The 24,245-nt window shown below is 40.1% G+C and carries 22 protein-coding genes; 19 read left to right on the top strand and 3 right to left on the bottom strand.

The features are described 5' to 3' along the window. The first annotated feature begins 107 nt into the window (after positions 1-107). The 5 genes from K7887_RS10915 to K7887_RS10895 all read left to right on the top strand — a co-directional run bounded on the left by K7887_RS10915 (position 108) and on the right by K7887_RS10895 (position 4,616). A complete protein-coding gene (locus K7887_RS10915) occupies positions 108-986 on the top strand; it encodes a LysR family transcriptional regulator (protein WP_223493536.1) in 879 nt (292 codons plus the stop codon). Between the two features lie 187 nt (positions 987-1,173). Continuing rightward, entirely contained in the window at positions 1,174-2,004 is an 831-nt protein-coding gene (locus tag K7887_RS10910) for an electron transfer flavoprotein subunit beta/FixA family protein (RefSeq protein WP_223493535.1), read from the top strand. Further along, positions 2,001-3,023 carry an electron transfer flavoprotein subunit alpha/FixB family protein gene (locus K7887_RS10905; RefSeq protein WP_223493534.1) on the top strand — a complete coding sequence of 341 codons (1,023 nt, stop codon included), beginning with the start codon at positions 2,001-2,003 and terminating at the stop codon, positions 3,021-3,023. The genes K7887_RS10910 and K7887_RS10905 overlap by 4 nt, the downstream gene beginning before the upstream one ends. Before the next feature lies 1 nt (position 3,024). Next, positions 3,025-4,320 carry an FAD-dependent oxidoreductase gene (locus tag K7887_RS10900; protein WP_223493533.1) on the top strand — a complete coding sequence of 432 codons (1,296 nt, stop codon included), beginning with the start codon at positions 3,025-3,027 and terminating at the stop codon, positions 4,318-4,320. Then, entirely contained in the window at positions 4,302-4,616 is a 315-nt protein-coding gene (locus K7887_RS10895; protein WP_047968712.1) for a ferredoxin family protein, read from the top strand. The genes K7887_RS10900 and K7887_RS10895 overlap by 19 nt, the downstream gene beginning before the upstream one ends. A 145-nt stretch (positions 4,617-4,761) precedes the next feature. On the opposite strand, the gene K7887_RS10890 is transcribed toward K7887_RS10895, so the two are convergent. Then, positions 4,762-5,100: a hypothetical protein gene (locus K7887_RS10890; protein ID WP_223493532.1), complete on the bottom strand. Its 339-nt coding sequence runs from the start codon at positions 5,098-5,100 to the stop codon at positions 4,762-4,764. A 159-nt stretch (positions 5,101-5,259) separates the two neighbouring features. Here K7887_RS10890 and K7887_RS10885 point away from each other — a divergent pair, with 159 nt between their 5' ends. The 3 genes from K7887_RS10885 to dat all read left to right on the top strand — a co-directional run bounded on the left by K7887_RS10885 (position 5,260) and on the right by dat (position 7,908). After that, complete coding sequence (locus K7887_RS10885) at positions 5,260-6,165, top strand: DUF899 family protein (protein WP_223493531.1); 906 nt, start codon at positions 5,260-5,262, stop codon at positions 6,163-6,165. A 96-nt stretch (positions 6,166-6,261) separates the two neighbouring features. Then, on the top strand, positions 6,262-7,026 hold the full coding sequence (locus tag K7887_RS10880; protein ID WP_223493530.1) for an exodeoxyribonuclease III: 765 nt from the start codon (positions 6,262-6,264) through the stop codon (positions 7,024-7,026). 21 nt (positions 7,027-7,047) lie between these two features. After that, a complete protein-coding gene (dat, locus tag K7887_RS10875) occupies positions 7,048-7,908 on the top strand; it encodes a D-amino-acid transaminase (RefSeq protein WP_223493529.1) in 861 nt (286 codons plus the stop codon). 22 nt (positions 7,909-7,930) lie between these two features. On the opposite strand, the gene K7887_RS10870 is transcribed toward dat, so the two are convergent. Continuing rightward, complete coding sequence (locus K7887_RS10870) at positions 7,931-8,686, bottom strand: AraC family transcriptional regulator (RefSeq protein ID WP_223493528.1); 756 nt, start codon at positions 8,684-8,686, stop codon at positions 7,931-7,933. A gap of 187 nt (positions 8,687-8,873) precedes the next feature. Between K7887_RS10870 and K7887_RS10865 the strand changes: the two genes are divergently transcribed. From K7887_RS10865 to K7887_RS10830, 8 genes are all read left to right on the top strand, one after another. Beyond that, a complete protein-coding gene (locus K7887_RS10865; protein ID WP_223493527.1) occupies positions 8,874-10,151 on the top strand; it encodes a hypothetical protein in 1,278 nt (425 codons plus the stop codon). A 275-nt stretch (positions 10,152-10,426) separates the two neighbouring features. Beyond that, positions 10,427-11,656: an aminopeptidase gene (locus K7887_RS10860; protein WP_223493526.1), complete on the top strand. Its 1,230-nt coding sequence runs from the start codon at positions 10,427-10,429 to the stop codon at positions 11,654-11,656. A 103-nt stretch (positions 11,657-11,759) separates the two neighbouring features. After that, positions 11,760-11,852 carry a YjcZ family sporulation protein gene (locus K7887_RS10855; protein ID WP_010199532.1) on the top strand — a complete coding sequence of 31 codons (93 nt, stop codon included), beginning with the start codon at positions 11,760-11,762 and terminating at the stop codon, positions 11,850-11,852. Positions 11,853-11,936: 84 nt separating this feature from the next. Next, positions 11,937-13,160 carry an NADH:flavin oxidoreductase/NADH oxidase family protein gene (locus K7887_RS10850; RefSeq protein ID WP_223493525.1) on the top strand — a complete coding sequence of 408 codons (1,224 nt, stop codon included), beginning with the start codon at positions 11,937-11,939 and terminating at the stop codon, positions 13,158-13,160. 129 nt (positions 13,161-13,289) lie between these two features. Further along, positions 13,290-14,459, top strand: coding sequence for a M20 family metallopeptidase (locus tag K7887_RS10845; RefSeq protein ID WP_223493524.1), 1,170 nt, complete (start codon positions 13,290-13,292; stop codon positions 14,457-14,459). Between the two features lie 16 nt (positions 14,460-14,475). Then, the gene (locus tag K7887_RS10840) at positions 14,476-15,480 is read left to right on the top strand and encodes an LLM class flavin-dependent oxidoreductase (protein WP_223493523.1); all 1,005 of its coding nucleotides are present in this window, start codon (positions 14,476-14,478) and stop codon (positions 15,478-15,480) included. A 413-nt stretch (positions 15,481-15,893) separates the two neighbouring features. Continuing rightward, a complete protein-coding gene (locus K7887_RS10835) occupies positions 15,894-17,873 on the top strand; it encodes a penicillin-binding transpeptidase domain-containing protein (RefSeq protein ID WP_223493522.1) in 1,980 nt (659 codons plus the stop codon). Between the two features lie 18 nt (positions 17,874-17,891). Further along, positions 17,892-18,170 (top strand): DUF1871 family protein, encoded by a 279-nt coding sequence (locus K7887_RS10830; RefSeq protein ID WP_223493521.1) that lies wholly within the window; start codon positions 17,892-17,894, stop codon positions 18,168-18,170. 44 nt (positions 18,171-18,214) lie between these two features. On the opposite strand, the gene K7887_RS10825 is transcribed toward K7887_RS10830, so the two are convergent. After that, the gene (locus tag K7887_RS10825; RefSeq protein ID WP_223493520.1) at positions 18,215-18,745 is read right to left on the bottom strand and encodes a YceI family protein; all 531 of its coding nucleotides are present in this window, start codon (positions 18,743-18,745) and stop codon (positions 18,215-18,217) included. A 213-nt stretch (positions 18,746-18,958) separates the two neighbouring features. Between K7887_RS10825 and K7887_RS10820 the strand changes: the two genes are divergently transcribed. The 3 genes from K7887_RS10820 (at position 18,959) to K7887_RS10810 (ending at position 23,956) form a co-directional block, all read left to right on the top strand. Continuing rightward, a complete protein-coding gene (locus tag K7887_RS10820) occupies positions 18,959-19,732 on the top strand; it encodes a S1C family serine protease (RefSeq protein WP_223493519.1) in 774 nt (257 codons plus the stop codon). 46 nt (positions 19,733-19,778) lie between these two features. Further along, positions 19,779-22,367 (top strand): DEAD/DEAH box helicase, encoded by a 2,589-nt coding sequence (locus tag K7887_RS10815; protein ID WP_223493518.1) that lies wholly within the window; start codon positions 19,779-19,781, stop codon positions 22,365-22,367. 116 nt (positions 22,368-22,483) lie between these two features. Continuing rightward, a complete protein-coding gene (locus K7887_RS10810) occupies positions 22,484-23,956 on the top strand; it encodes a hypothetical protein (protein ID WP_223493517.1) in 1,473 nt (490 codons plus the stop codon). Positions 23,957-24,245: the final 289 nt, after the last annotated feature.

Below are 24,245 nucleotides of genomic sequence, written 5' to 3'. Positions count from 1 at the left end.
TCATCACCCTTTCTTTTATTACTTATATTGTATAAAATAGCATTGATTAAGAAAATTAAAGATTTTTAAACTAATTGATTAATATAAATAATCAGAGGTGTGATTCGATGGAGCTTAACTGGCTGAAAACATTTGTAATAGCTGCAGAACATGGAAATTTCAGAAAGGCATCAGAACTGTTATATATTTCACAACCCACAGTAACAGTACATATTAAGCAATTAGAAAAGGAAGTGGGAGCAGAGCTGTTTGTTCGCGAGGGTAGAAAAGTAATATTGACCGAGGCAGGGAGAAGGTATGTGAAGGAAGCAAAAACATTGCTATCCCTTTATGAAGAAGGAATATCGAATTTGCATTCCTTTCAACAGGGGTTCACATCACAACTCACCATCGGAATCTCTCCGTTGATTGCGGATACCATTTTGCCTTTTGTGCTAAAACAATTCATTCAATCACATTCAAACATAGAAATTTCCGTAAAAATTATAGAATCTATCAAAATTGAACAGGCAGTGGAACTCGAAGAAGTGGATATCGGTTTATCATGTCTGCCTAACAGAAAAACAGATCTTAAATGCCATCATTTATATGAAGATCCCCTAGTTTTGGCGGTGCCTCACGACGGCTTTGATTTGGAGACAGGATATCCAATTGAAGAAGAAGATATCTTTCGGCAACATACCTTATTGACTCACAATCACCCTGGATATTGGGACGAACTATGTCAGCAGATAAAGGTGAAGTACCCTCACACCAAAATGATGAAGGTTTCCCAGACGCATATAACTAAGCGGTTCATAATAGAAGGGCTAGGGGTGTCCATTTTACCTAAATCCACTGTGAGGCGTGAACTTTTAGAAGGAAGGCTACTTGAAGTAGATTGCCAGTCGATAAATCTACCCGATGCCAAGACATACGCACTGATGAAATATGAGCATTCTATACAAAAAGAGTTTCTGAAGTTTTTATCACAATACAGAATTTAACAATGACTAGAATTAAAACATTGCTCCCCACACAAAGGAGTAATGTTTTTTCTTTTTCATCCAACATGTCAACAAATCTATAAAAACCGGTATTTTCTCTTAAATAACTTTATATAGTGATAGTAGTGGGACGAATATACATTACTATTCATCATTACAAATAGATAAAGGGCAGGAGGGAAAAGATTTGCTTCACATTGTTGCCTGTATAAAGCAAGTACCAGATACAAAAGTGATAAAGATGAATCCGAAAACGAATACGATGGATCGAGCCAGTGCACCGGCGATATTAAATCCTTATGATGCCCACGCGGTAGAAGAGGCTGTACGCCTGAAAAATAAATATGGAGGAACCGTATCGGTCGTCACGATGGGTCCACCACCAGCGGTTAAAGCTATTCGGAAATGCATTGAGATTGGAGCCGACGAGGGATATATGATTTCTGACAGGGCTTTTGCCGGAGCGGACACCTTAGCAACCAGTTATGCACTGACAAAGGCAATCAATAAGATCAGCGAAATCAAGCCGGTCGATTTGATTATCTGCGGGAAAATGACCATTGACGGTGATACAGGACAAGTAGGGCCCGGTATTGCCCGGCGTCTTGATATACCACCTTTGACCTCAGTTAATAAAGTCGTCGAAATCAACAAAGAGGATGGCAATATGGTAGTTCATAGGAAACTTGAAGATGGGTATGAAGTCGTGCAGACTACACTGCCTTGTTTGCTTTCCGTAGAAAAAGAGATTAACGAAGTTCCATACTCCTCTTTTCCAAATATGCTAAAGGCTGCGCGATATCAACCTGTCATCTGGTCTGTTAATGATTTAGAGGATATTGACAGGAAACAGCTAGGTTTAAAGGGCTCACCAACCATTGTTGCAAAAGTTTGGGCCCCACCTAAACCAGAAGGTGGAAAGCTACTTGAGGGCAACGCGGACGAACAGGTACAACAGTTGCTTTCAGTAGTGTTGGAAAGGAAAGAGTTGTTTGCAGAAATGAGGGGATCGAAGTGAGTTTTGAGGATTATAGCGGGGTCTGGGTTTTTATTGAAGAAAATGAAGGGAAGATCGCACCGGTTTCCTTGGAGCTGCTTGGGGCCGGGCGAACACTTGCGGACAAACGGGGAGTGGAGCTTGCCGGAATAATAATCGGTGAAAATGTTACAGCACTTTCAGATACAGTTTTTGAATATGGAGCAGATACGGTTTATGTATATGATCAACCGATATTCCAATTGTATCGTACGGAATCTTTTATGAAAGCACTACTTCATTGCAGTGAAAAGTACAAGCCGGAGATTATTTTGTACGGGGCCACATCAACTGGAAAGGACCTTGCTAGTGCAGTTGCGACGGATCTTCCAACAGGCTTAACTGCTGACACAACCGAACTCGATGTAGAAGAGGATACGGGGTTACTTTTGGCCAGTCGCCCGGCATTCGGCGGCAACATCATGGCGACTATCCTCTGTAAAAAGTACCGACCACAAATGGCAACTGTTCGTCCGAAAGTGATGAAAGCACTGCAACCGGAGAAGGGACGTACCGGTAAGTTAGTTGCAGAGAATATCGATATCAAAGAAGAAGATATGCGGACAAAAGTTTTAAAAATTGTCAGGGAAGCTACCAAAAAAATCAGGATTGATGAAGCGGATATTGTCGTAGCTGGAGGAAAAGGTCTTGGAAGTGAGCAAGGATTTGAACTTGTTCATCAACTTGCAAAAACGCTTGGAGGAGTGGTTGGAGCAAGCCGTGATGTAGTGGAAGCGGGCTGGATCGACCATCATCATCAGGTCGGACAGACGGGGGTCACGGTAACACCAAAGATTTATTTTGCCATCGGTATCTCCGGGGCCATCCAGCATATTGTGGGAATGAAGAATTCAGGAATGATTATTGCCATTAATAAAGATCCTGATGCGGCCATCTTCAATTCTTGTCATTATGGGATTGTAGGAGATGCTTTTGAAATCGTCCCATTGCTTGTAAAGGAATTTAACAAAGCTTTACACGGAGAGGAGGTCGAGGTTTAATATGCCGGAAAAGTTTGATTGTATCGTGGTTGGGGCAGGGCCTGCGGGTATCTCTTGTGCATATGAACTCGCTAAGGGCGGTGCAAATGTTCTTTTGCTGGAAAGGGGGGAATACCCCGGATCTAAAAATGTAATGGGCGGAGTGTTATACAGAAAGATGATGGAGGATATTATTCCTGATTTTCATAAAGAGGCCCCGCTTGAAAGGCCGATTGTCGAGCAACGCTTTATGATGATGGACAAGGAATCCGCTGTTACGTTTGGCTATAAGGGCCTGGAATGGGCACAGGAACCTTATAATAATTTTACCGTCCTAAGGGCGAAGTTTGATCAATGGTTCGCAGGGAAAGCGGTGGAGCAGGGGGCATTGCTTGTCAATGAAACGGTTGTGCTGGAATGTATCGTAGAAGATGGAAAAGTGGTGGGGGTAAGGACAGATCGGCCTGACGGGGAGGTTTATGCAGATGTAGTGGTCCTTGCAGACGGCGTGAATTCCTTACTCGGTAAATCCCTTGGTTTCCACAAGGAATACCGGCCGGATGAAGTGGCCCTTGCCACGATGGAAATCATTAAACTGGACAGTAAGGTCATTGAGGACCGTTTCAACCTGGAAAAGAACCAAGGTTGTACTATTGAACTTTTGGGAGATGCGACAAAAGGCATTCTTGGTACAGGATTTCTGTACACCAACAAAGACACTTTAAGTATCGGGGTCGGAACACTTCTATCTGGATTAATTGAGCATAAGATAAGACCATACGAACTGTTGGAATATGTGAAGACACATCCAATGGTCCGACCTTATCTTGCTGGCGGGGAACCTGTTGAATACCTGGCCCACTTGATTCCAGAAGGTGGCTTAAAATCAATGGGGCGTATCGTGGCGGACGGGGTCTTGGTAGTAGGAGACGCGGCACAGCTTGTAAATGCCATCCACCGTGAGGGATCGAACCTTGCCATGACTTCAGGGAGGTTGGCGGCATCCACTATTCTTGAGGCCATGTCAGTCGGGGACTTTTCCGAACGGACGCTGGATCAATACAGGGTCAATCTCATGAAGAGCTTTGTTGGGCAGGATATGAAAAAATACAAGGATTCCACCCATCACTTTAATAAGTTTCCGCAATACTTCGACCAGTACATTCCAATGGTCAACCGTGCAGCCAGTCAGATGTTTACGGTTGATGGTAAGTCCAAGTGGGAGAAGCAGAAAAAGATCTGGAAGGATCTTGGCTCACCAAAAGAGAAACTCAAACTAGCCCGAGACGCATACCGGGCATGGAAGGTGATGAAGTAATGAGTGAACAGAAAAAGGGTCAGTCTATCGAAGAAAAACAATACCTGGTTCGCTTTAATGCTGACACCAAATCACATTTAACGGTAATGGATGAAGATATTTGTTTAACAAAATGTCCCGATAAAATTTGTACAATATTTTGTCCGGCAGAAATTTACAAATGGGAAAATATTCGGATGCATGTAGGTTACGAGGGTTGTCATGAATGTGGAAGCTGCAGAATTGGTTGTCCCCATCAAAATATCAAATGGGAGTATCCAAAAGGCGGTCATGGAATTGTGTTCCGTTTAGCTTAGGAGTCTATCGCATTAGCGGTGGGCTTTTTTTAAATTAAAGAGGGGACTTTGAAAAAGGAAACCGCGGGGCATTCATATGTATATTCTTTCACAAACGCTTTCAAAAAGAAAAACATGGCGTTTTTCTTTTATTTGACTTTTTTCATTAGCCAGCGATTGTATATAGCTGACCGTCACTTGCAATTCGTTCCACTTCAGAGGTGTAGTCAATGGCCTCATCAATGGATAAGAAGAAGGAAGAAACGTAAAGGGGATGCTTATAGTCAAAACCTCCACCTATTTCAGCGGGGAACACAACGACTTGCCAATGGTAATAATCTTCTCCCGTCCCCAACGCTCTGCCTTCAAGGGCAATCAACCAATGGCTGTAATTGTCGCAACACTCAAAGTCCGTCACTTTTTCTAGAAAAATCACAAGATCATCCTTATTAATCGGAACCAAAGACTTTGGATAAAATTCTCCGTAATTAGGAGCTTCTCTCATAAACATCTCTCCTTTATATGAAATGTGGGTAAGTAGTAGTTGTATTATTATATGAAGGGCTACGTGAAATATTTTGTGTTTTTTGAAAATTTAATTTTATTTCATATTTTAGGTTGTATAATAGGTAGATAGAATACTATCTTGAATGGAGTGGTCGTATTGAATCAAACGGAAATGTTAACAGAAATTCAACAGCTTGAGAAAGAAATCCTAGAAAAGAAAAAGCAATTGGCAGAAATGAAACGCAACATAGAAAAAGAAAAAGTCGATAATTATGTCTTCTCGTCTTTTCAAAATGGCAAGGTAAGCTTGGCGGAGTTGTTTGAAGATAAAGATGAATTATTCGTGGTCCACAATATGGGTAAAAGCTGTTCCTATTGCACGATGTGGGCAGATGGATTTAATAGTGTATACCATCACATCCGCAGGAAGGCAGCGTTTGTCGTGTCAACTCCGGATGAACCTCAAGTGCAAGAGAATTTCGCAGCAGAAAGAAGCTGGAACTTCCCAATGGTCTCCACAAAAGGAACATCATTCAAAGAAGACATGGGGTTCGTTGTAGATGAAGGGTTTTACCCCGGCGTGACGGTTTTTTCAAAAGATGATACGGGAGAGATATACCGTCATTCAAGCGCGTTTTTCGGACCAGGAGATGATTTTTGTTCGGTATGGCCCTTATTCGATCTACTACCTTCCGGATATGAAGATTATAAACCAAGTAAGAAAATTAATGATCGTTCCGATTATCAGATGACAAATAACATTGCACTACAAGTGAAAGATTATGAGAATGCTATTAAATTTTATCACCAAATCCTTGGGATGAAACCAGAAAAAAGTACAGATTCTGAAACACTATTTACTATGAATGGCACGAATTTATATGTAGAGAATCATAATAAGGATAGTGATCAATCCGTATTTTTCGAATTCGCTGTTGAAAACATGGAAGTTGCTAAAAGAGTCTTAATCGAAAATAACTGTATCATTACGAAGGAGTTTAACGAGAAAAGTATAATGGTAAGTGACCCTTACGGATTAAAATTTCATCTATTTCAAGTGTAATGACCAGGTTGGAATCGCTTTTCTTTATGGAAAGCGGTTCTTTTTGATATACTTGGCTAAATATAGTAATAGTTTAGAAGGGAATTACATGCACCTATGAAACTAGTATCTTGGAATGTGAATGGAATTAGAGCTTGTGTTAAAAAAGGATTCATGGATTATTTTAACGAGATGGATGCAGACATTTTCTGCATTCAGGAAACGAAACTTCAAGAGGGACAAATTGAATTAGATACCCCAGAGTACTATCAATATTGGAACTACGCAATTAAAAAAGGATATTCAGGCACTGCTGTTTTCACCAAAGTAAAACCGCTGCAAGTTCGTTATGGGTTGGATGAGGAAAAGGCAGAAGAATGCGAACCAGAAGGAAGGATACTCACACTGGAGTACGAGAATTTTTTCTTGGTCAATGTGTACACACCAAACTCTCAGCGTGATTTGGCCAGACTACCGTTCAGACTGGATTGGGAGGACCGCTTTTTAGCTTACATAAAAATGCTGGATCAGGTGAAGCCCGTCATTTTATGCGGGGACCTGAACGTAGCACACACGGAAATCGACTTGAAAAACCCTAAATCTAACCGCAATAATTCTGGTTTTACGGAAGAAGAAAGAGGGAAGATGACTAGAATGCTAGGAGAAGGATTTACCGATACATTCCGCCACTTTTATCCTGATATGACTGACAAATACACATGGTGGTCGTATATGAATAAAGTCCGTGAAAGGAATATCGGTTGGCGAATTGATTATTTCATCGTTTCCAATACATTACTTGATTCGTTAAAGGGTGCTGAAATCCACTCTCATATTATGGGAAGTGACCATTGCCCTGTTGTACTTAACTTAAATGAATAACGCTTCCGGAGGTGCTGAAAAATGAAAGTATTGATGAATGATGAGATTATGGAAAGAAATGAAGCAAAAGTTGATATTGAAGACAGAGGGTATCAGTTTGGCGATGGGGTGTATGAGGTTGTCAACATATACGAAGGAGTTCCTTTTACGTTAAAAGAGCATATTGCAAGGTTTTATAGAAGTGCTAAGGAAATTGGCATTCTACTAAACGAACAACCAGAACAGCTTTGTAATAGGTTGCTTGAACTTATTGACGTTAATAACATGACAAAAGGAGGTCTCTACCTCCAAATTTCAAGAGGAGTCTCTAACAGATCACACCATTATGATCAATCATTAACTCCCCAACTTGTTGCATACCCACTTCCATATAAAAGTGTAGAGGATGCGCAGACAAAGGGAGTGGAAGCCATAACTGCTGAAGATATGCGCTGGCTTCGATGCGATATTAAAAGTCTAAACCTGCTCTACAATATTATGGTCAAGCAAAAAGCAAGCGAGGCTGGGGCATTTGAAACCATACTTTTTAGAGACGGGATTGTTACCGAAGGTTCATCTTCTAATATTTTCATCGTCAAAGACGGGATTCTCCAAACCCATCCAGCCAATAACTTAATTTTGAACGGAATTACGAGAACGAAACTGCTAGAAATTATGGATATAAATGGTTGGGATTATAAAATTCAACCATTCCATAAAGAGGAACTGATGGAGGCAGATGAAGTATTCCTTACATCCACAACCAGTGAAATAATGCCTATCATCAAAATCGATGGCGTCACTTTTTCACAAGCAAAGCCAGGACCATACACACTCAAATTCCAAAAAGCCTTCCGCGAAGCAGTCAAAACCGAAACAAAAACGACCACCGAAAAAGCATAGAGGCCAATCTCTATGCTTTTTCTTATGTCTTCTTCACTTGAGAAGGCGGGATTCCCATCCACTTTTTAAACATCCTGTTAAAATACGACTGATCGCAATAACCTAAATGCTCCGCAACCTCCTTAATCGTCATCTTCGTTGTACTAATTAAATTCCAAGCATTATTAATGCGAGTTTGATGAAGATACTGTATAGGAGTGATCCCTATCACCTCTTTAAACAAGACGGTCACATAATTCGGTGTCACCCCAATTAAAGCTGCCAATTCCTCTATTGTAATGTTTCGGCGATAATGCTGAAGAATATATTCCTGCATGTCACGGACAGATGTTTCTTTTACAGGAGAAGTATGCCATTCTGCTTTCTCCTGAGCAATCATGATCAGAAGCTCCAATAAGATATTCTGAGACAATTCCTCATGAAAAACCCTCTTACTAAGCCATTGCTCATTTAAAAAAGTCAGCCTTTGTTCATAATAAGCAGACTTACGTGGTTTAAATGAAACGATCTCATTTTCCACAAAATGTTGATAGGTTCTCTCGTTGTTCTCAAAAACGACGGTATATTTACGATGCCCCTCGACGATATCATTTTTCCAAGACCTCGTGTACGTTGAAGGAATAAACAAAAGATCCCCTTTCGTCAATTCCATAAGCCGACCTTCCACCTGGTAATGAACTTTTCCTTCTGTAACATAAACAAGCGTGTCTAGACCCTTTGCTTTTTCCACGTCCCAATGTGGCGAAATATCGTAGAAAACCCCATGAATAATGGGCATTTCACTCTCTCCATTCTAATTAAAGTGATGAATTATCCAATTAGTATAGTTTTGTCTATTTTCACATAAGGATAAATTTTGTATGATAATTATATCATTTTCAGCAAAGAATTTGATTACATAAAAAATACATAAGCATGAAATATACAATGTCATTCCAATTTACTGGATGAAAGGGGCAAAAGAGATGCCAACAAAAGAGTATAAAAATCTACCAACTAAAGTACAACAGTTTTTTGATCGCCAATTTCATGATTCCTACGCACTATTTGAAGCTTCACGAAATCAACGAACAGGTTTATATGCAGATGGTTATATGACCCTCGGTGAAAATCCGGATTTTCGCTGCTCTATAGCTGCCACTGGTGTCGGTCTGATCAGTCTTGCTATTGCTGATCTAGAAGGCTGGGATGATAATGCGGCTACTAAAGCATTAATCACATTGAAAGGGGTATCCGGGGAAATAGAGGGATGCCGGGTTGCCAGAGATGATAAGTCTGGTTTCTATGCACACTTTGTAGATATGGAAACAGGAGAAAATCTGAATTCAGAGTATTCTACAATAGATACGACCCTTCTCTTAACAGGTGCACTATTTGCAGGAAATCATTTTGCGAAAAAAGAGCCAAGGATACTGGAGATGGCAGAAAAACTTCTTTACTCTATAGATTGGAGTATCGTGGTTGCAGATAAAGATAAAGGTGTCATTAACATGATAGCTAAGGACGGAGAAGGGATTGCCCCACTACCGGCCTATAATGAATATGTAATGGTCTCTTACCTTGCTTTATTGGGTAAATCAGATGATGAGAACATCCAGGCACTTTGGCTGAACAATTTTGCAGAAGAAAAAATCAAGGAACTTCCCCAAGAAGAGTTTCGTGGACTTGCGGTTCTAAACGATCATCCCGGTGCATTTTTATCATCCTTCGTTCAACAGTTTCCTTATTATCTAGTGCCTGAATATGCAGAAAGTGCAACTTATCTGGAGTATTATAAGAACGCTTGTCTTGCTGACAGAATGAAATGGAAAGAGCTCGAGGATGTTCCATCTTATATTTGGGGCTATGGTGCAGGCCCGAATGACGGCCTATTCGATGGCTATCATGCTGACAGAATTAACGATGCTCCACATAATATTGCCTCATCCTACATTATTGGGGGCTATCTGCCTGTGTATCCTGCAGGAATCTATGATCTATACGCACAATATTCTTTGCATATCCCATATGATGTGTACGCTAACCAAGAGGATAAAGAGGACGAAGAAAAATTCAAAGCGGCGTACAAATACGGACTACACCGCATATCCTGGTGGCATCTTGAGCAGCCAAACCGTTGGTACCCAACAAAAGTAACCCTAATCGACTGGAGCAGCATGCTCTATGGTCTAGCAGCATTCAAACACGGCATGAAACTATTCAGCTCAAATCTTCCTAGAGTGAATACGGTTTTGAATAAGTAAAAGAAGAAATTATGTTGTCGAAATACCATGTTGATCGTAGAGTAAGGTGCGAAGACTCCTGCGGGAGGAAGGGACAGGGAAGACCCCGCAACGAAGTGAGGAGGCTCCCGGACCGCCCGCGGAAAGCGAAGCACCTGGAACGGAGATCAACAGTAAATGCAACAATTAGGCAGGACCAACTATGGTTACTGCCTTTTTGCGTTAGAAAACTAGACAAATCCTAATGAACATGATATTTTTTGGGAACATAGGAAAAATCTTAGGGGGTATACATAATGAGCAATCTTCACACAACCATGGAAAAATACGCTGAACTTGCCGTAAAAGTCGGAGTAAATATACAAAAAGGCCAAACACTAATTGTAAACGCTGACATCGCAACAGCACCTTTCGTTAGGTTAGTTACAAAAAAAGCTTATGAAGCAGGAGCAAAACTCGTTCAGATTGAATGGACCGATGAGCAAGTAACAAGAATCCGTTACGATAAAGCACCAGACGAATCATTCGAATATTTTCCTGGCTGGAGAGCCGAAATGCTTGAGAAGGCATTCGGAGAAGGAGCAGCAATGCTTGCTATCACATCCGTAAATCCTGATTTACTTAAAGGTGTGGATGCATCTAAAATTGCAAACTTACAAAAGGCAGCAGGTGAAGCAACCAAAGGCTATCGTAATATGGTCATGGCTGATAAAATCAGCTGGTCTATTGTGGCTGTTCCATCTAAAGGCTGGTCCGCAAAAGTTTTCCCTGATTTATCAGAACAAGAACAAGAAGAAAAATTATGGGAATCTATTTTTCATGCAACAAGAGCAAATCTTGAAGACCCAGTCCAAGCTTGGATGGATCACAAGGAAAAACTTAGTGAGAAAGTGGAATTCCTTAACAACAAAAAGTTTAAATCCCTTCATTACAAAGCAGAAGGAACGGACTTAACGATTGAGCTAGCTGAAAAGCATGTGTGGATTGGTCCGGAAAGTATTAATGAAAATGGTGTTGCCTTTATCGCCAACATGCCGACAGAAGAAGTCTTCACCACGCCCCTTAAGACAGGAGTTAATGGGACGGTTAGAAGTTCCAAGCCATTGAACTACGGCGGAAATATGATTGACAATTTTTCGATTACGTTTGAAAACGGGAAAATTGTTTCTTTTGAAGCAGAAGAAGGATATGAAACCTTACAAAAATTGATTGAAACGGATGAGGGATCCCACTATTTAGGAGAAGTAGCACTTGTACCGCATGACTCTCCTATTTCAAATACCAATCTAATTTTCTATAACACGTTATTTGATGAAAATGCATCTCATCATTTGGCGATTGGGAATGCATATTCTTTCGCACTTGAAGGTGGAAAACAGATGTCAGAAGAAGAACTGGAAGCAGCAGGGGCAAATTCAAGCATAACCCATGTCGATTTCATGATCGGATCAAGTGACATGGATATTGACGGGATCACCAAGGACGGAGAGAGAGTACCGTTGTTCCGCCAAGGTAATTGGGCATAATCCACTATAGAACATTCCTTGCCTAAAAAACATTCCATAGCCTATACGTAGGACGAGTTTGATGCATAAATTGTATTGTAGTCTACGTGAAGGAGGGAATTGTATGTCAGGTGGAAATTATGGTGGTGGATTTGCGCTGATTGTAGTGCTTTTCATTATTTTGATTATCGCAGGTGCAGGCGCGTTAAGATACTAATTTAACAAATAAACGAATGGTTGGAGTGTTCTTCCAACCATTTTTTCATATCCATGTAAGGACAAGCGTAGGGGAGATGAATGAATGACACAGTTACATGACAAATTGTTGCTTTCAAATGGGGTTGAAATTAAAAACAGATTTTTTAAAGCAGCGATGAGCGAAGGGATGGCAGACGAACACAACAGACCAACAAAAAAACTGGTTCGCCTTTATGAAACATGGGCAGAAAGTGAAGCAGGTATTGTTGTGACAGGCAATGTCATGGTCGACAAACGTGCACTTGGTGAACCCCGGAACGTCGTTGTGGAAAATGAAAAAGATTTAGATTTGTTAAAGAGTTGGGCAAAGGCGGGAACAAAGAATGGAACTCACCTTTGGATGCAAATCAATCATCCAGGCAAACAGGTATTTAAAGGAATTGTAAAAGAAGCGGTGGCTCCGTCCAAAGTGGAGTTTAATCCAAAGCTTCAACGCTACTTCCCTGTAGCGAGGGAGCTGCAAGAAATAGAGATAAAAGACATCATCCAACGATTTGCCAACACAGCCATAATTGCCAAGAAAGCTGGATTTACAGGTGTACAGCTCCATGGTGCGCATGGTTATCTCATCAGTCAGTTTTTATCACCCCGACATAATAAAAGGACAGACAAGTGGGGAGGTTCACTCGAAAACCGCATGAGATTTCTTTTGGAAATCTATAAAAAGGTTCGAGAAGAAGTTGGTGACTCTTTCCCAATAGGAGTTAAACTTAATTCTGCAGACTTTATGAAGGCCGGATTTTCAGAGGAAGAAGCATTACAGGTTATTCAAACATTGGACCAACTGGGAATAGACTTAATTGAAATTTCAGGTGGTTCCTATGAAAGTCCGCAGATGACGGGAGTAAATGTAAAAGAGAGCACCAAAAGAAGGGAAGCGTACTTTCTTGAATTTGCAACAGAAGCTAGAAAGGTAACAAAAGCCCCCCTTGTTGTCACCGGAGGATTCAGAACGTTAACCGGAATGAAGGAAGCAATCCTTGAAGGGGCAACATCGATGATAGGCTTGGCTCGCCCGATGGCCGTCTATCCTTATCTCCCTAAGGAACTTCTACAAGGTAAAAGGGATTCTATAGAACTAGCACCAAGAAAAACAGGAATAAAACTCGTGGATCAAACCGCTATGCTAGAATTAACGTGGTATAGCAATCAGTTAGAGCGAATAGGGAAAGGCAAGCAAACAAATCCAAGACTGTCTCCTAAAGTGGCATTATTACAGACACTATGGAAAAATGGATTAGATGTCTTTCAGATGAGAAGAGTATAGTGTTGAAGGAGCTTCCAATAAAAGGTGGAAGCTCCCTTATTTATTTTGAGGCAAAATATTATTATTTGAAGAAACTTCATGTTACTATATTTCCATTCACTAAATAAATTGTCCAAAGGGGATTAATAAATGAAGCAAATCATATCAGATTTCCTTGATTCACATAAAAATGATTTTTATGAGATTAGTACATATATAGGAGAAAATCCTGAACTTGGACATGAGGAATTCAAATCAGCCAAAGTCCTTTCAGATAAACTTTCTGAACACGGTTTTAATGTGAAAATGGGAATTTGGGACCTGCCAACTGCTTTTGAGGCTGTTTTTGACAGTGGGAAACCGGGTCCAACTATCGGATTTATGTGTGAATATGACGCGCTACCTGAGATTGGACATGCTTGCGGTCATAATTTAATAGGTACGATGGGGATAGCAGCAGGGATTGCCACTAGTAAAGTAATCCAAGAAACAGGAGGCAAAGTGATTGTCTACGGTACTCCTGCCGAAGAGACAAAAGGCGGCAAGGTAACAATGGCGGAGCAGGGTGTCTTTGATAAATTAGACGTAGCCATGATGGTCCACCCATTGCATTCCTATGTGAAAAGTGGTTCCTCGCTTGCGATGGATGCTATCCAATTTGAATTCTTTGGGAAACCTGCCCATGCAGCGGCAAACCCTGAAAAAGGAATAAATGCATTGGATGCTGTGATTCAGACATTTAATGGCATCAATGCACTGAGACAACATGTTACAAGTGATACCCGTATTCATGGGATCATTCCTGAAGGCGGAAAAGCTGCCAATGTGGTGCCAGATTATGCTGTCGCTCAATTTTACGTTCGCGCCAAAACACGCAGTTATGTGAATGAATTGGTAGAAAAAGTGAAATCTATAGCAGAAGGCGCAGCGATGATTACTGGAGCTTCCATGAAAATGTCCAACTATGAATTATCGTACGATAACATGGTGACCAACGAAACACTGTCAAATATTTTTACAGAACAATTGATTTCACTTGGAGTGGACTCTGAAGAGATTGTTGAAAACAGAGATGGATCTGGCTCACTGGATATGGGAAATGTAAGTCTAGTAGTTCCCTCCATTCATCCGTACATTAAAATCTGTAATGAATTATATAGTTGCCATACCACTGAATTCCGTGATGCGGCATTGAGTGAGCAAGGGAAAGAAGCGATGATCCTTGGAGCAAAAGCAATGGCATCGACCGCATATGAACTTTTAACGAAACAAGAGCTTCTTAAGAAAATAAAAGAAGAATTCGATAATGCTCCAAAGTAAGAAAGGAGAATAAATAATGACCGTACAAATTAACCAGATACCATTATCTGTCTTGGATCTGGCACCAATTGTAGAAGGAAGTAATGCTCAAACATCTTTTAAAAACAGTGTGGAGCTTGCACAACACGTGGAAAGATTAGGATTTAACCGCTATTGGCTTGCCGAGCACCATAATATGAGGGGAATCGCAAGCTCTGCCACTTCTGTCGTGATCGGACATATAGCAGGTTCGACAAAATCAATAAGAGTAGGGTCCGGCGGCATTATGCTCCCTAATCATGCCCCGCTTGTCATTGCAGAACAGTTTGGGACGTTGGAATCCTTGTATCCTGGGAGAATCGATCTTGGCCTCGGCCGGGCACCAGGAAGTGACCAACTTACTGCGGCGGCGCTTAGACGAGAACGCAAAACAGGAGGAGAGGATTTCCCTAATCAGTTAGCGGAATTACGTTCCTATTTTCACCCTGATGGAACCACTAGAGTAAAAGCGGTACCTGGAGAGGGATTGGATGTTCCAATTTGGTTGCTCGGTTCAAGCGGATTCAGCGCAAAGCTTTCTGCAGAACAAGGATTGCCTTTTGCTTTTGCCAGTCATTTTTCACCAGATTACACGCTGCCTGCACTCCAAATCTATCGCAGTTCTTTTAAATCATCTGAGCATTTGGAAAAGCCGTATGCCATGATTGGCGTGAACGTAATTGCCGCCGATAGTGATGAGGAAGCCGAATACTTAGCAACATCTATTCAGCAACAGTTCCTCAATCTGATCCGTGGCAACCCAGGCCAGTTAAAGCCACCAGTAGAAGATATGGACTCTCTCTGGAGTGAGTATGAGAAGCATGTGGTTGACCAACAGTTGAAATATACAGTTACAGGTAATGCAGAAACAGTTAGGAAAAAGCTTGAAGCAATACTGGAAGAAACACAAGCAGATGAACTAATTGTGAATACTCATGTTTATGACCAGCAAGCAAGGTTAAAATCATATCAGATTTTGGCAGATGTTTGGTTTGGACAATGAAAGCAAGATATTTAGATAGACTTTGACCTCTACTTTTAGGAGTAGGGGTTTTTGTTTTGTTATTGGGAAACAAGATTAGTATTAGCGGTAACTTATAAAGTTTGGCATGAAGACCTCTTTTTACTAAAAACTCAGAGCAGAGGTCTTCATGCCGTTTATGAGGACTTCTCTCAGCTGAAAATTGCTTCTCTGAGGTCTTCATACCGCTTATGAGGACTTCTCTCAGCTGAAAATTGGTTCCCTGAGGTCTTCATACCGCTTATGAGGACTTCTATCTGCCAGAAACTGTTTCCCAGAGGTCTTCATGAAGGCTTAGCTGGATATTCCAAGAAACGATTGAATCTTTTTCCTTTAACCAATATGGAAATTCATGTATCCTTAAAACAAAGAGACAAGAGAGGGTGGGGGCTTGAATGAAAAAGATATTATTTATGATCATCATGTTGTTTATACTAGCCGGGTGTCAAAAAGAACCCGTCAATCCCTATGATGTATTAAACGACTACATAACCACTTGGGAGGAACAAAATTTCTCCAGCATGTATGAGGAATATCTCCAATCGGATTCAAAAGAAAACGTACCACTGCAACTTTTTGAGGAAAAACATAAAGAGGTTTATGACCTTTTTGAAATGGAAAATTTAAAAGTTGAAGTGTTGGATCAAGAAGTTGAGTGGGAAGAACAAGAAACCGTCACCATTCCGGGTAAGATCACTTATGACACATTTGCTAGAAAGATAGATTACGAAGTGAATTTTGTCATGGATAAAGTGTTGGACGAAGAAGAAAACGAACATTGGTATATTCAGTGGGAACCAAGTTTTATTTTTCCTGAATATGATTTGACAGATGAATTTGTAATAGATTACACCGAAGCTACGCGGGGAGAAATCTTGGACAGCAAGGGAAACAAGCTTGCTGCTAATGAAGAAGTGATGAATCTGCAAATTGTTCCAGGTGAGTTTAATGCAGAAAGAGATTTGGCAAAGCTTGCTGAGATGATTGATATGTCAGAGGAAGAAATTACAGGTCTTTATACATTAAGCTGGGCACAGCCACATTATGCTATGCCTATCAAAAATTTCAGAGAAGACGAGAGGGACCTGGTTTTAGAATTAATAGAAATTGAAGGAGTTACAAATGGAAGATCAATGGAACGAGTTTATCCATTCGCAGAAGCAACAGCTCATTTAGTTGGCTATATAGATGAGGTTACTGCACAGGATTTAGAAGACTTTGATGGGTATGAACAGGGTGATAGATTAGGTGTCACCGGAATTGAAGGGTTGTATGAAAAAGAATTAAAAGGAAAGAAAGGCCTAGAAGTAACCCAAGTAAAAGAAGATGGCACTGAAAAAACAATTGCAAGAACAGAGCCAGAGCGTGGTCAAGACATTACTTTGACAATTGATGCTAACATGCAACAGAAATTGTATGATGTCATGAAAGATGATGCAGGGCAAGCAGCTACCATTGACCCAAGTACCGGAAAGGTGTTAAGTCTTGTGAGTACCCCGGCATATGACCCAAACACTGTTACAATGGGAACTTCAATGAGTAAGAAAAAAAGGCTGGATGAATTTAAGGAAGCAGGAATTAATGCGAGTGAAAACCGCTTCCGTAGTACGTATTCCCCAGGCTCCACCATGAAGCTCCTTACTTCCATTATCGGTCTTGAAAGCGGCAAACTTGACCCGAACCACCAATATGACATTCCTGAAAAACAATGGGATATTGGGGGAAGTAAAGTAACCAGGGTGTATGTAGACGACAAAAAAGTCGATTTAGAAAGTGGATTGAACAATTCAGATAACATTTATTTTGCTAAAGCTGCGATTGACATTGGAATAGAGGATTTTGAAGAAGGATTGGCGAAATTAGGTATTGGAGAAGAACTTCCTTTTGCTTATCCGCCTGTAAGCGATTCTCAAATTTCCAACTCAGGCTCCTTCGACAATGAGGTCCTATTGGCCCACACTGCCTATGGACAAGGCGAAGTCTTATTAAACATCGTACACCTTGCAAGCATTTATGGTGGGGTAGTAAATGACGGGTCGATGATGAAACCATTGCTGTTGGTAGAAGAAACTCCGGAAGTATGGAAGAATATCGTGTTACCTGAGAATGCAAAACTCCTTCAGGATAATCTTAGAAAGACTGTTACAGAAGGAAAATCCAGTGTGGCAAATGTACCAGGCCGTGAGATTGCAGGAAAGACCGGTACAGCTGAGATTAAGAAAGAAGAAAGATTGGAAAACGGGTTATGGGTCTCTTACGATCAGAAGGACCCGACATTATTGACTGCTATGTTGATCGAGGACGTAATCGACAGAGGTGGAAGCAGATACACAATAGAATTGACGAACAAATTTTATGAGGCTCTTTCAAATTAATTAGGGCAGGTGTTATAGATGGAAAGTTTTATTAGTGTATCTAAGAGAAAAAAACAAGACGTCGTCACCAAGATTATCAATGAATGGGATCCAATGGACCTCCTTGCAATGGGAGCGGGGGAAGATAGGTACCGGTTAAAAATTGATAAAATTGTAGATGCGCTAGATCAAGTTGACTCGGTAGACGTACTAGCAGGGTTCATTAAACAATATATGGACGCTTCTTTTTCCACCGATTTCCCCTCTATAACATGCTTGCAAGTAGCGGTTTTAATCTGGGAAGAAATACAAGAATAAACAAAAAGGGAATTGCCATTGTGTAGCAATTCCCTTTTTTCTATTTATCCTTTAGCAGCTTGTAATTGCAATGCTATTTTAATTTGATCGCCAACAAGTACACCACCGGCTTCTAATGGAGCATTCCATGTCAAACCATAGTCACTGCGCTTAAGTTTTCCTTCTACTGCAAAACCTGCTTTTTCATTTCCCCAAGGATCTTGACCAGTTCCTTCAAATACAACGGAGAATGTTTCTGATTTTGTCGTACCACGTAGAGTAAGATCTCCTGTTACGTTATATTCGTTATCGTCTGTTTTTTCAATGGTTGTCGCTTTGAACGTCATTTTTGGATGATTATCTACATCAAAGAAATCAGCAGAGCGAAGGTGAGCATCACGGTCACTGCTTCGTGTATCGATACTTGCAACATCCACTGTAAATTCAATATCAGCTGTTGTTAAATCAGTTGGATCCGCTACAATTGTTGCATCATACTCATGAAATCCGCCTTTAACTGTAGCGAACATCATGTGCTTCACCGAAAAATCCACTGTACTGTGAGATTTGTCAACATTCCATACTGTTTTAGCCATAATAATATTCCTCCTAAATTCCCTTTTAATAAAATATCTTTAATTCAAGATTTATAACTTCAAGATAAATTATATGCTCGAGGGGTAAAATTGTCAACAACTATTTTTTCCTATAATTTACTCTGTTTTAAAAAAATGAGATGTAACTCGTGACAAGGGAATATTCTTATGATATGTTGCAGGAAACACCAATTTGAGATCAGAGGTGGAGCTGTGAAAAAGGACGAAAATGAAGAATTCGAGGAGTTGGAAGAGCCTTCATTGGAAGATTTTCAAATAACCGAAGAGGAATTAGCAGCAATAGCAAGGAAAAAACAAAAAAGGAAAAAGACAATAAAGTACATAACATTTTTTATCATATTGGCCCTATTAGTGAATATATGGGGCATTTTTCCCCGTATCGTGAATATCCCATCCATACAATTTTTGTTAAAATCCAATGAATTATCAAAAGATAGTGATATACAGGCATGGAAGGAAGCCGTTGTAACTATTAACGGAAATGGGCGAAAAGGAACAGGATTTATCATTGACCCTGCTGGATTAATTGTTACAAACTTTCATGTTATTGACAAAATGAAAGAAATACAGGTTTCCTTTTCAAATGGAGAAATATACTCAGCAGAAGTTTTAAAGGAAAATCCAGAAAATGATATCGCATTGTTAAAGGTTACTGCACAGAAAGAGAATTTCGCTTCACTTCCGTTAAGTGATCAAAAGGTCGAACCTAATCGACCTATCTATATAATTGGAAACCCACTCGCACATACTTTTATTGTAAATGAAGGCACTTCTGGAGAAATGGTTCGTTCTTCTATACATTCGGACGTTTTACTTATTGAGGTTCCTGTACATTCCGGTAATAGTGGGAGCCCTGTCCTTACAGAAGATGGATTAGTGGTAGGAGTGGTATATGCAACAACAGAGGAAAACAAAGGATTGGCAATACCAGCGAAACAAATACTAGAGCTTTTAGACATGGATTAAGACAAACATCTAAAGTCTCTAAACATATACTAAAGGAGACTTCATCATGGACAAATTAGACATCATTCATTCTACATCTTTGGATCGAACAAAATATAAGATTGAAGAAGATATTCAACAATATTTTCAAACGAAAGAAGACCTGCCGACCTTTGTTGAATATTTGGAAGAACGAAAGCATTATGTGGAACAGATCTGGTACAATGTTTGGCTCAATAAAGTAACAAATGATGTTGCACGTAAAGAGAAAAAACAGATTTTGAGTGAGAGAGGGTTCGAAGTAGAAGGGATAGACAAGAAAATAATCAATCAACTTTTCAAAAATGAAATGAGGGAATATGAACCTTTTGATGCAGTAGAGTGGTTGCAGAATTCTTCTTATACAAACCCATCTGTTTGGGAAGAAAAATACATTCAGGCTCGTAAAGATTTTCAAAAAAGAATGGAAGAAAAACGATTGCAACTTCGCATGGATGCTGTTACAGATGCGGTTGATCAGGAAGCTCATAAGATAGTGGAAGAAAATCAAGCGAATTACTTCTTATATGTCAGGCACTTTGTAGCCAAGAAAGTCAAAGAGGACTTAATAAACAACCCGAAGTTTGAGGAAACAGAATCGTACAGAAGAGAAGAAGTGTTAAAAGAGGCGGGTCCTATGGATGCATCTGACTATCACACAATGAGGGACTTTTTCAGTGAATTGACAGGTGCTGTCCATCAGAGCTTTGATTATTATGAGGAATACTTGGAGTATGAAACATATTATTTTTTCTATGAAAAAAGAATTACAGATTATCTGTTCGGTTTTATCCCCGGCCTAATAATGAATGAGCTTTCTGAAGAAATTTTAACAGACTACGAAACCGTGACTTCCGAGGAATTTACTGTATCTAAGCTTAGAAAGTTACTTGCCAACTCTTTCTACTTATTGGTCAATGATTATATGGAACAACTGCAAGATGAATTTGTTACGGATCTGCTTGAACTGGCAGAACAACCATTTGACTTCGAACTACATGAGGAGTATCTACAAAGAGATATCAAAGATAGGAAACGAAAAGAAGAGGAGATTTTGGCAGAGATTCGCCGAAAACAAAAAGAAGAGGAGAGGATGTTAGAAGATATCTTCGGAAGGGAGTATATTCCTTCGAACGGTAGAAGCACAAGGTATGTCATACATATTGGGGAAACAAACACAGGAAAGACATTTCAGGCTTTGCAGAGAATGAAAGAAGCCAAAAGCGGATTATATCTTGCTCCACTGCGGCTTTTGGCATTGGAGGTCTACGATACATTAAATTCTGCTGGAGTACCGTGCTCGCTAAAAACAGGGGAAGAAGAGAAACTGTCACCGGGTGCAACCCATTTCTCAAGTACGGTCGAAATGTTTTATGAAAAAGATCATTATGAAGTTATCGTGATTGATGAGGCACAAATGATTGCAGATAAGGACCGTGGGTTCTCTTGGTACAAAGCCATTACAAAGGCCAATGCGGATGAAGTGCACATTGTCGGAAGCTTCAGTATGAAAGAAATGGTACTGCAGCTATTAGGCAATGCGGCGATCGAAATGAACGAATATACAAGGGACACACCTCTGCAAGTTGAAGATCGGCCATTTACTCTTAGGGATACAAAAAGAGGGGATGCACTTGTCTGTTTCTCTCGGAAGCGGGTTCTAGAAACGGCATCGATTCTTCAAAACAACGGTCATCAGGTCAGCATGATATATGGAAGCATGCCTCCTGAAACAAGAAAAAAGCAGATGCAGCGTTTTATAGATGGAGAAACTACTGTTATTGTTGCTACAGATGCTATCGGGATGGGCTTGAATTTACCCATTCGAAGAGTAGTCTTCTTGCAAAATGAAAAGTTTGATGGCACGAGACGAAGACGCCTGACCTCGCAAGAAGTAAAGCAAATTGCGGGTCGAGCAGGACGTAAAGGAATGTATGATGTTGGAAAAGTTGCTTTTACAGGAGACATTAAAGCAATGGAAAAGCTACTAGGTGGTAAAGATCGTCAGGTACACACTTTTGCGATTGCCCCAACCAGTTCTATATTGGAACGCTTCCAAAAGTATTCCAACAAACTGGGTGATTTCTTTGAGCTGTGGGAAAAGTTCGAAAGTCCTGCGGGTACAGAGAAGGCCTCTCTTAGCGAGGAACAAATTTTGTATGAAACAATCGAGGACACCATGATTGAAGCCAGGCTGACGGTTAATGATTTGTATGGCTTTTTACATCTTCCGTTTTCTACAAAAGAGCAGACACTCATCAACCAATGGAAGCAAACGATGGAAGCGATTGTCACAAGGGAAGAACTGCCGGAACCGTTCATGAATAAGGATAGCCTGGAGAATGTGGAATTATCATATAAATCCATCGGTCTTCACTTGCTGTTTTTATATAGATTGGAAAGAAGGACGGAAGCAACTTATTGGGAAAGAATAAGAGAATCATTTAGTGATGAAGTGCATGAACGATTGCAAACAGACGTAAAAATGAGGACGAAGCAGTGCTCCAAATGCGGAAAGAAATTGGACCCTGATTTCAAGTATGCAGTATGTGATGCTTGTCACTTTTCCAAACTGCGGAAAAAGCACAAGAACTTTTCTATAAAGCGTCCATTTTAGGGATGTAACCTATGTCTTTGAAGAGGTGCCATTGAGAGCACCTCTTTTCTTTGAATGTTTTAGAAAAACAATAATACAGTATAAAAAGGATAATAAATGGGGGAGGAGTGTTCAACATGTCTACGTGGATAATTCGTGGTGAAAGCGTTCATACACAAACTAACACCATCACCTATCAATTAGATATGTTCGAACAGTTCCAAGTTCAAGATTTAAAAGTGGGGGACAAAGTTTTTTATAGTGACTCCATCCACATTTGTTGTGTATGTAAAATAATGTCAATAACGATTATCGATAAAATAACGATCACCATGCAGATTATTGATCAACATCACTCACTTGCAACTAGGCACTTGCGAAGAACCTGGGGTCTGAAGAATCTAGATATCTTCAAAATGGAAGACATCAAAATTCTGTTACTAAACGAAGAAGAAGAGAAGATATTGGATTCTTTATGGAAAGCACCAGGAACTCTCGAAGGTATGGCCAAATATGAACATCTAGATAATCATTTATTTCGATTCAAACCGGTTGCAGAAGAATGGATAGGGGATAAAGAAAAACAGAAATACAGGTATCAATTTTTTAAAAGTTTTGCTAAAGAGGAAAATCTTGCAACCATGAACTGGGAACATTTCGAAGCAATAGGTGAACAGTTGCCTGCTTTTCAAATGCCGCTTCTTAAGGAGCAGGCTTTTGGAAGACAGAAGGCATCCATGGACCGATACCGTCAATTCTTCGTGGACCTTTTGTTCGGTGAAAGAAGTATAGAAAATAGACTAGATAATTTCTATTCCAGTCCCGACAACAGACTTCCTGGATTCGGGCAGAAATCAATGGGGGAGTTGCTTCATTACCTCTTACCAAATTACTATTGTACATTTACCAATCAGGAACTTTACGCAATTGAACACTTATACGATGAAGCAACGAATATAAAAGAGAAATATTCTATAGGATCCCGAATTTATCATTACCAGAAACTGATCAATCAGAGCTATCTTATAGAGAAGTATTTAACCATTGTCGGGAGAAAAACAGATCTCCCCATTTATTATGAGATTAGTTGCTTTTTGCGCTTTTTTTATCATACGGAGAAGAATAAGGAACCCTTTAATGTGTGTCATGACGGAGAAGAGGGTGCGCAATATTGGATGTATACAATTCCCCAATCAGTAAACCCTGGGTCTTTCCTAGACGGAAAAATTCTTACTTTGCATCATGGGAAATTGGGTGACATTCGACACTATAAAACTAAACAGGAAGTATGGAAGCGACACCGCCAACTCTATAAAACTTCACATGTTCCGTATCTTAAAACCTCAGCTTTGTTCCAATTTTGTCATGAGATGAAAGAGGGAGATTATGTATTTATTAGAAGAAAAGAGGACCAAATTATTGCATTTGGCCAAGTTACTTCGGAGTATTTGTTTCCCAAATTTCCATATGCCCCGTCTTACCGGAAAGTTGAATGGCTGAAAATTGGTAAGTGGGAAATAAATGGCAGATTATATTATAGAAATCGTCTCATAAACCTTTCAAGATATGAAAATACCCTGACATATCTGCTTGAACTTATATCTGAATGATAAAAAACCTTGGTGGATGTCCGCGAAGGTTTTTAGTATTAATGTTTAGGAAATATATGGGTGAGTAGCTGGTGTCGAAAATTGTTATGTGGTAGAAGGTCGCCGTTTAGTGGTAGAACCTTTATTGTAAAAGGTAGAAGTAAGAGTCTAAACTGTAGAAGTGGGTTGGGAAAATGTAGAAGTAGATCTGGGAAATGTAGAACATTTATTTGCAACTAAACCGAACAATTAAAAAGTGCACCGCCAACAACTTATCCTACTAAAAAGGTGGCCACAGCTGATATTTACC

The organism is Sutcliffiella horikoshii (genome assembly GCF_019931755.1).
GTDB classification, from domain to species: Bacteria; Bacillota; Bacilli; order Bacillales; family Bacillaceae_I; genus Sutcliffiella_A; species Sutcliffiella_A horikoshii_E.
Note: the sequence above shows the minus strand (reverse complement) of the source record. Positions and strands in the feature narration are given on the sequence as shown.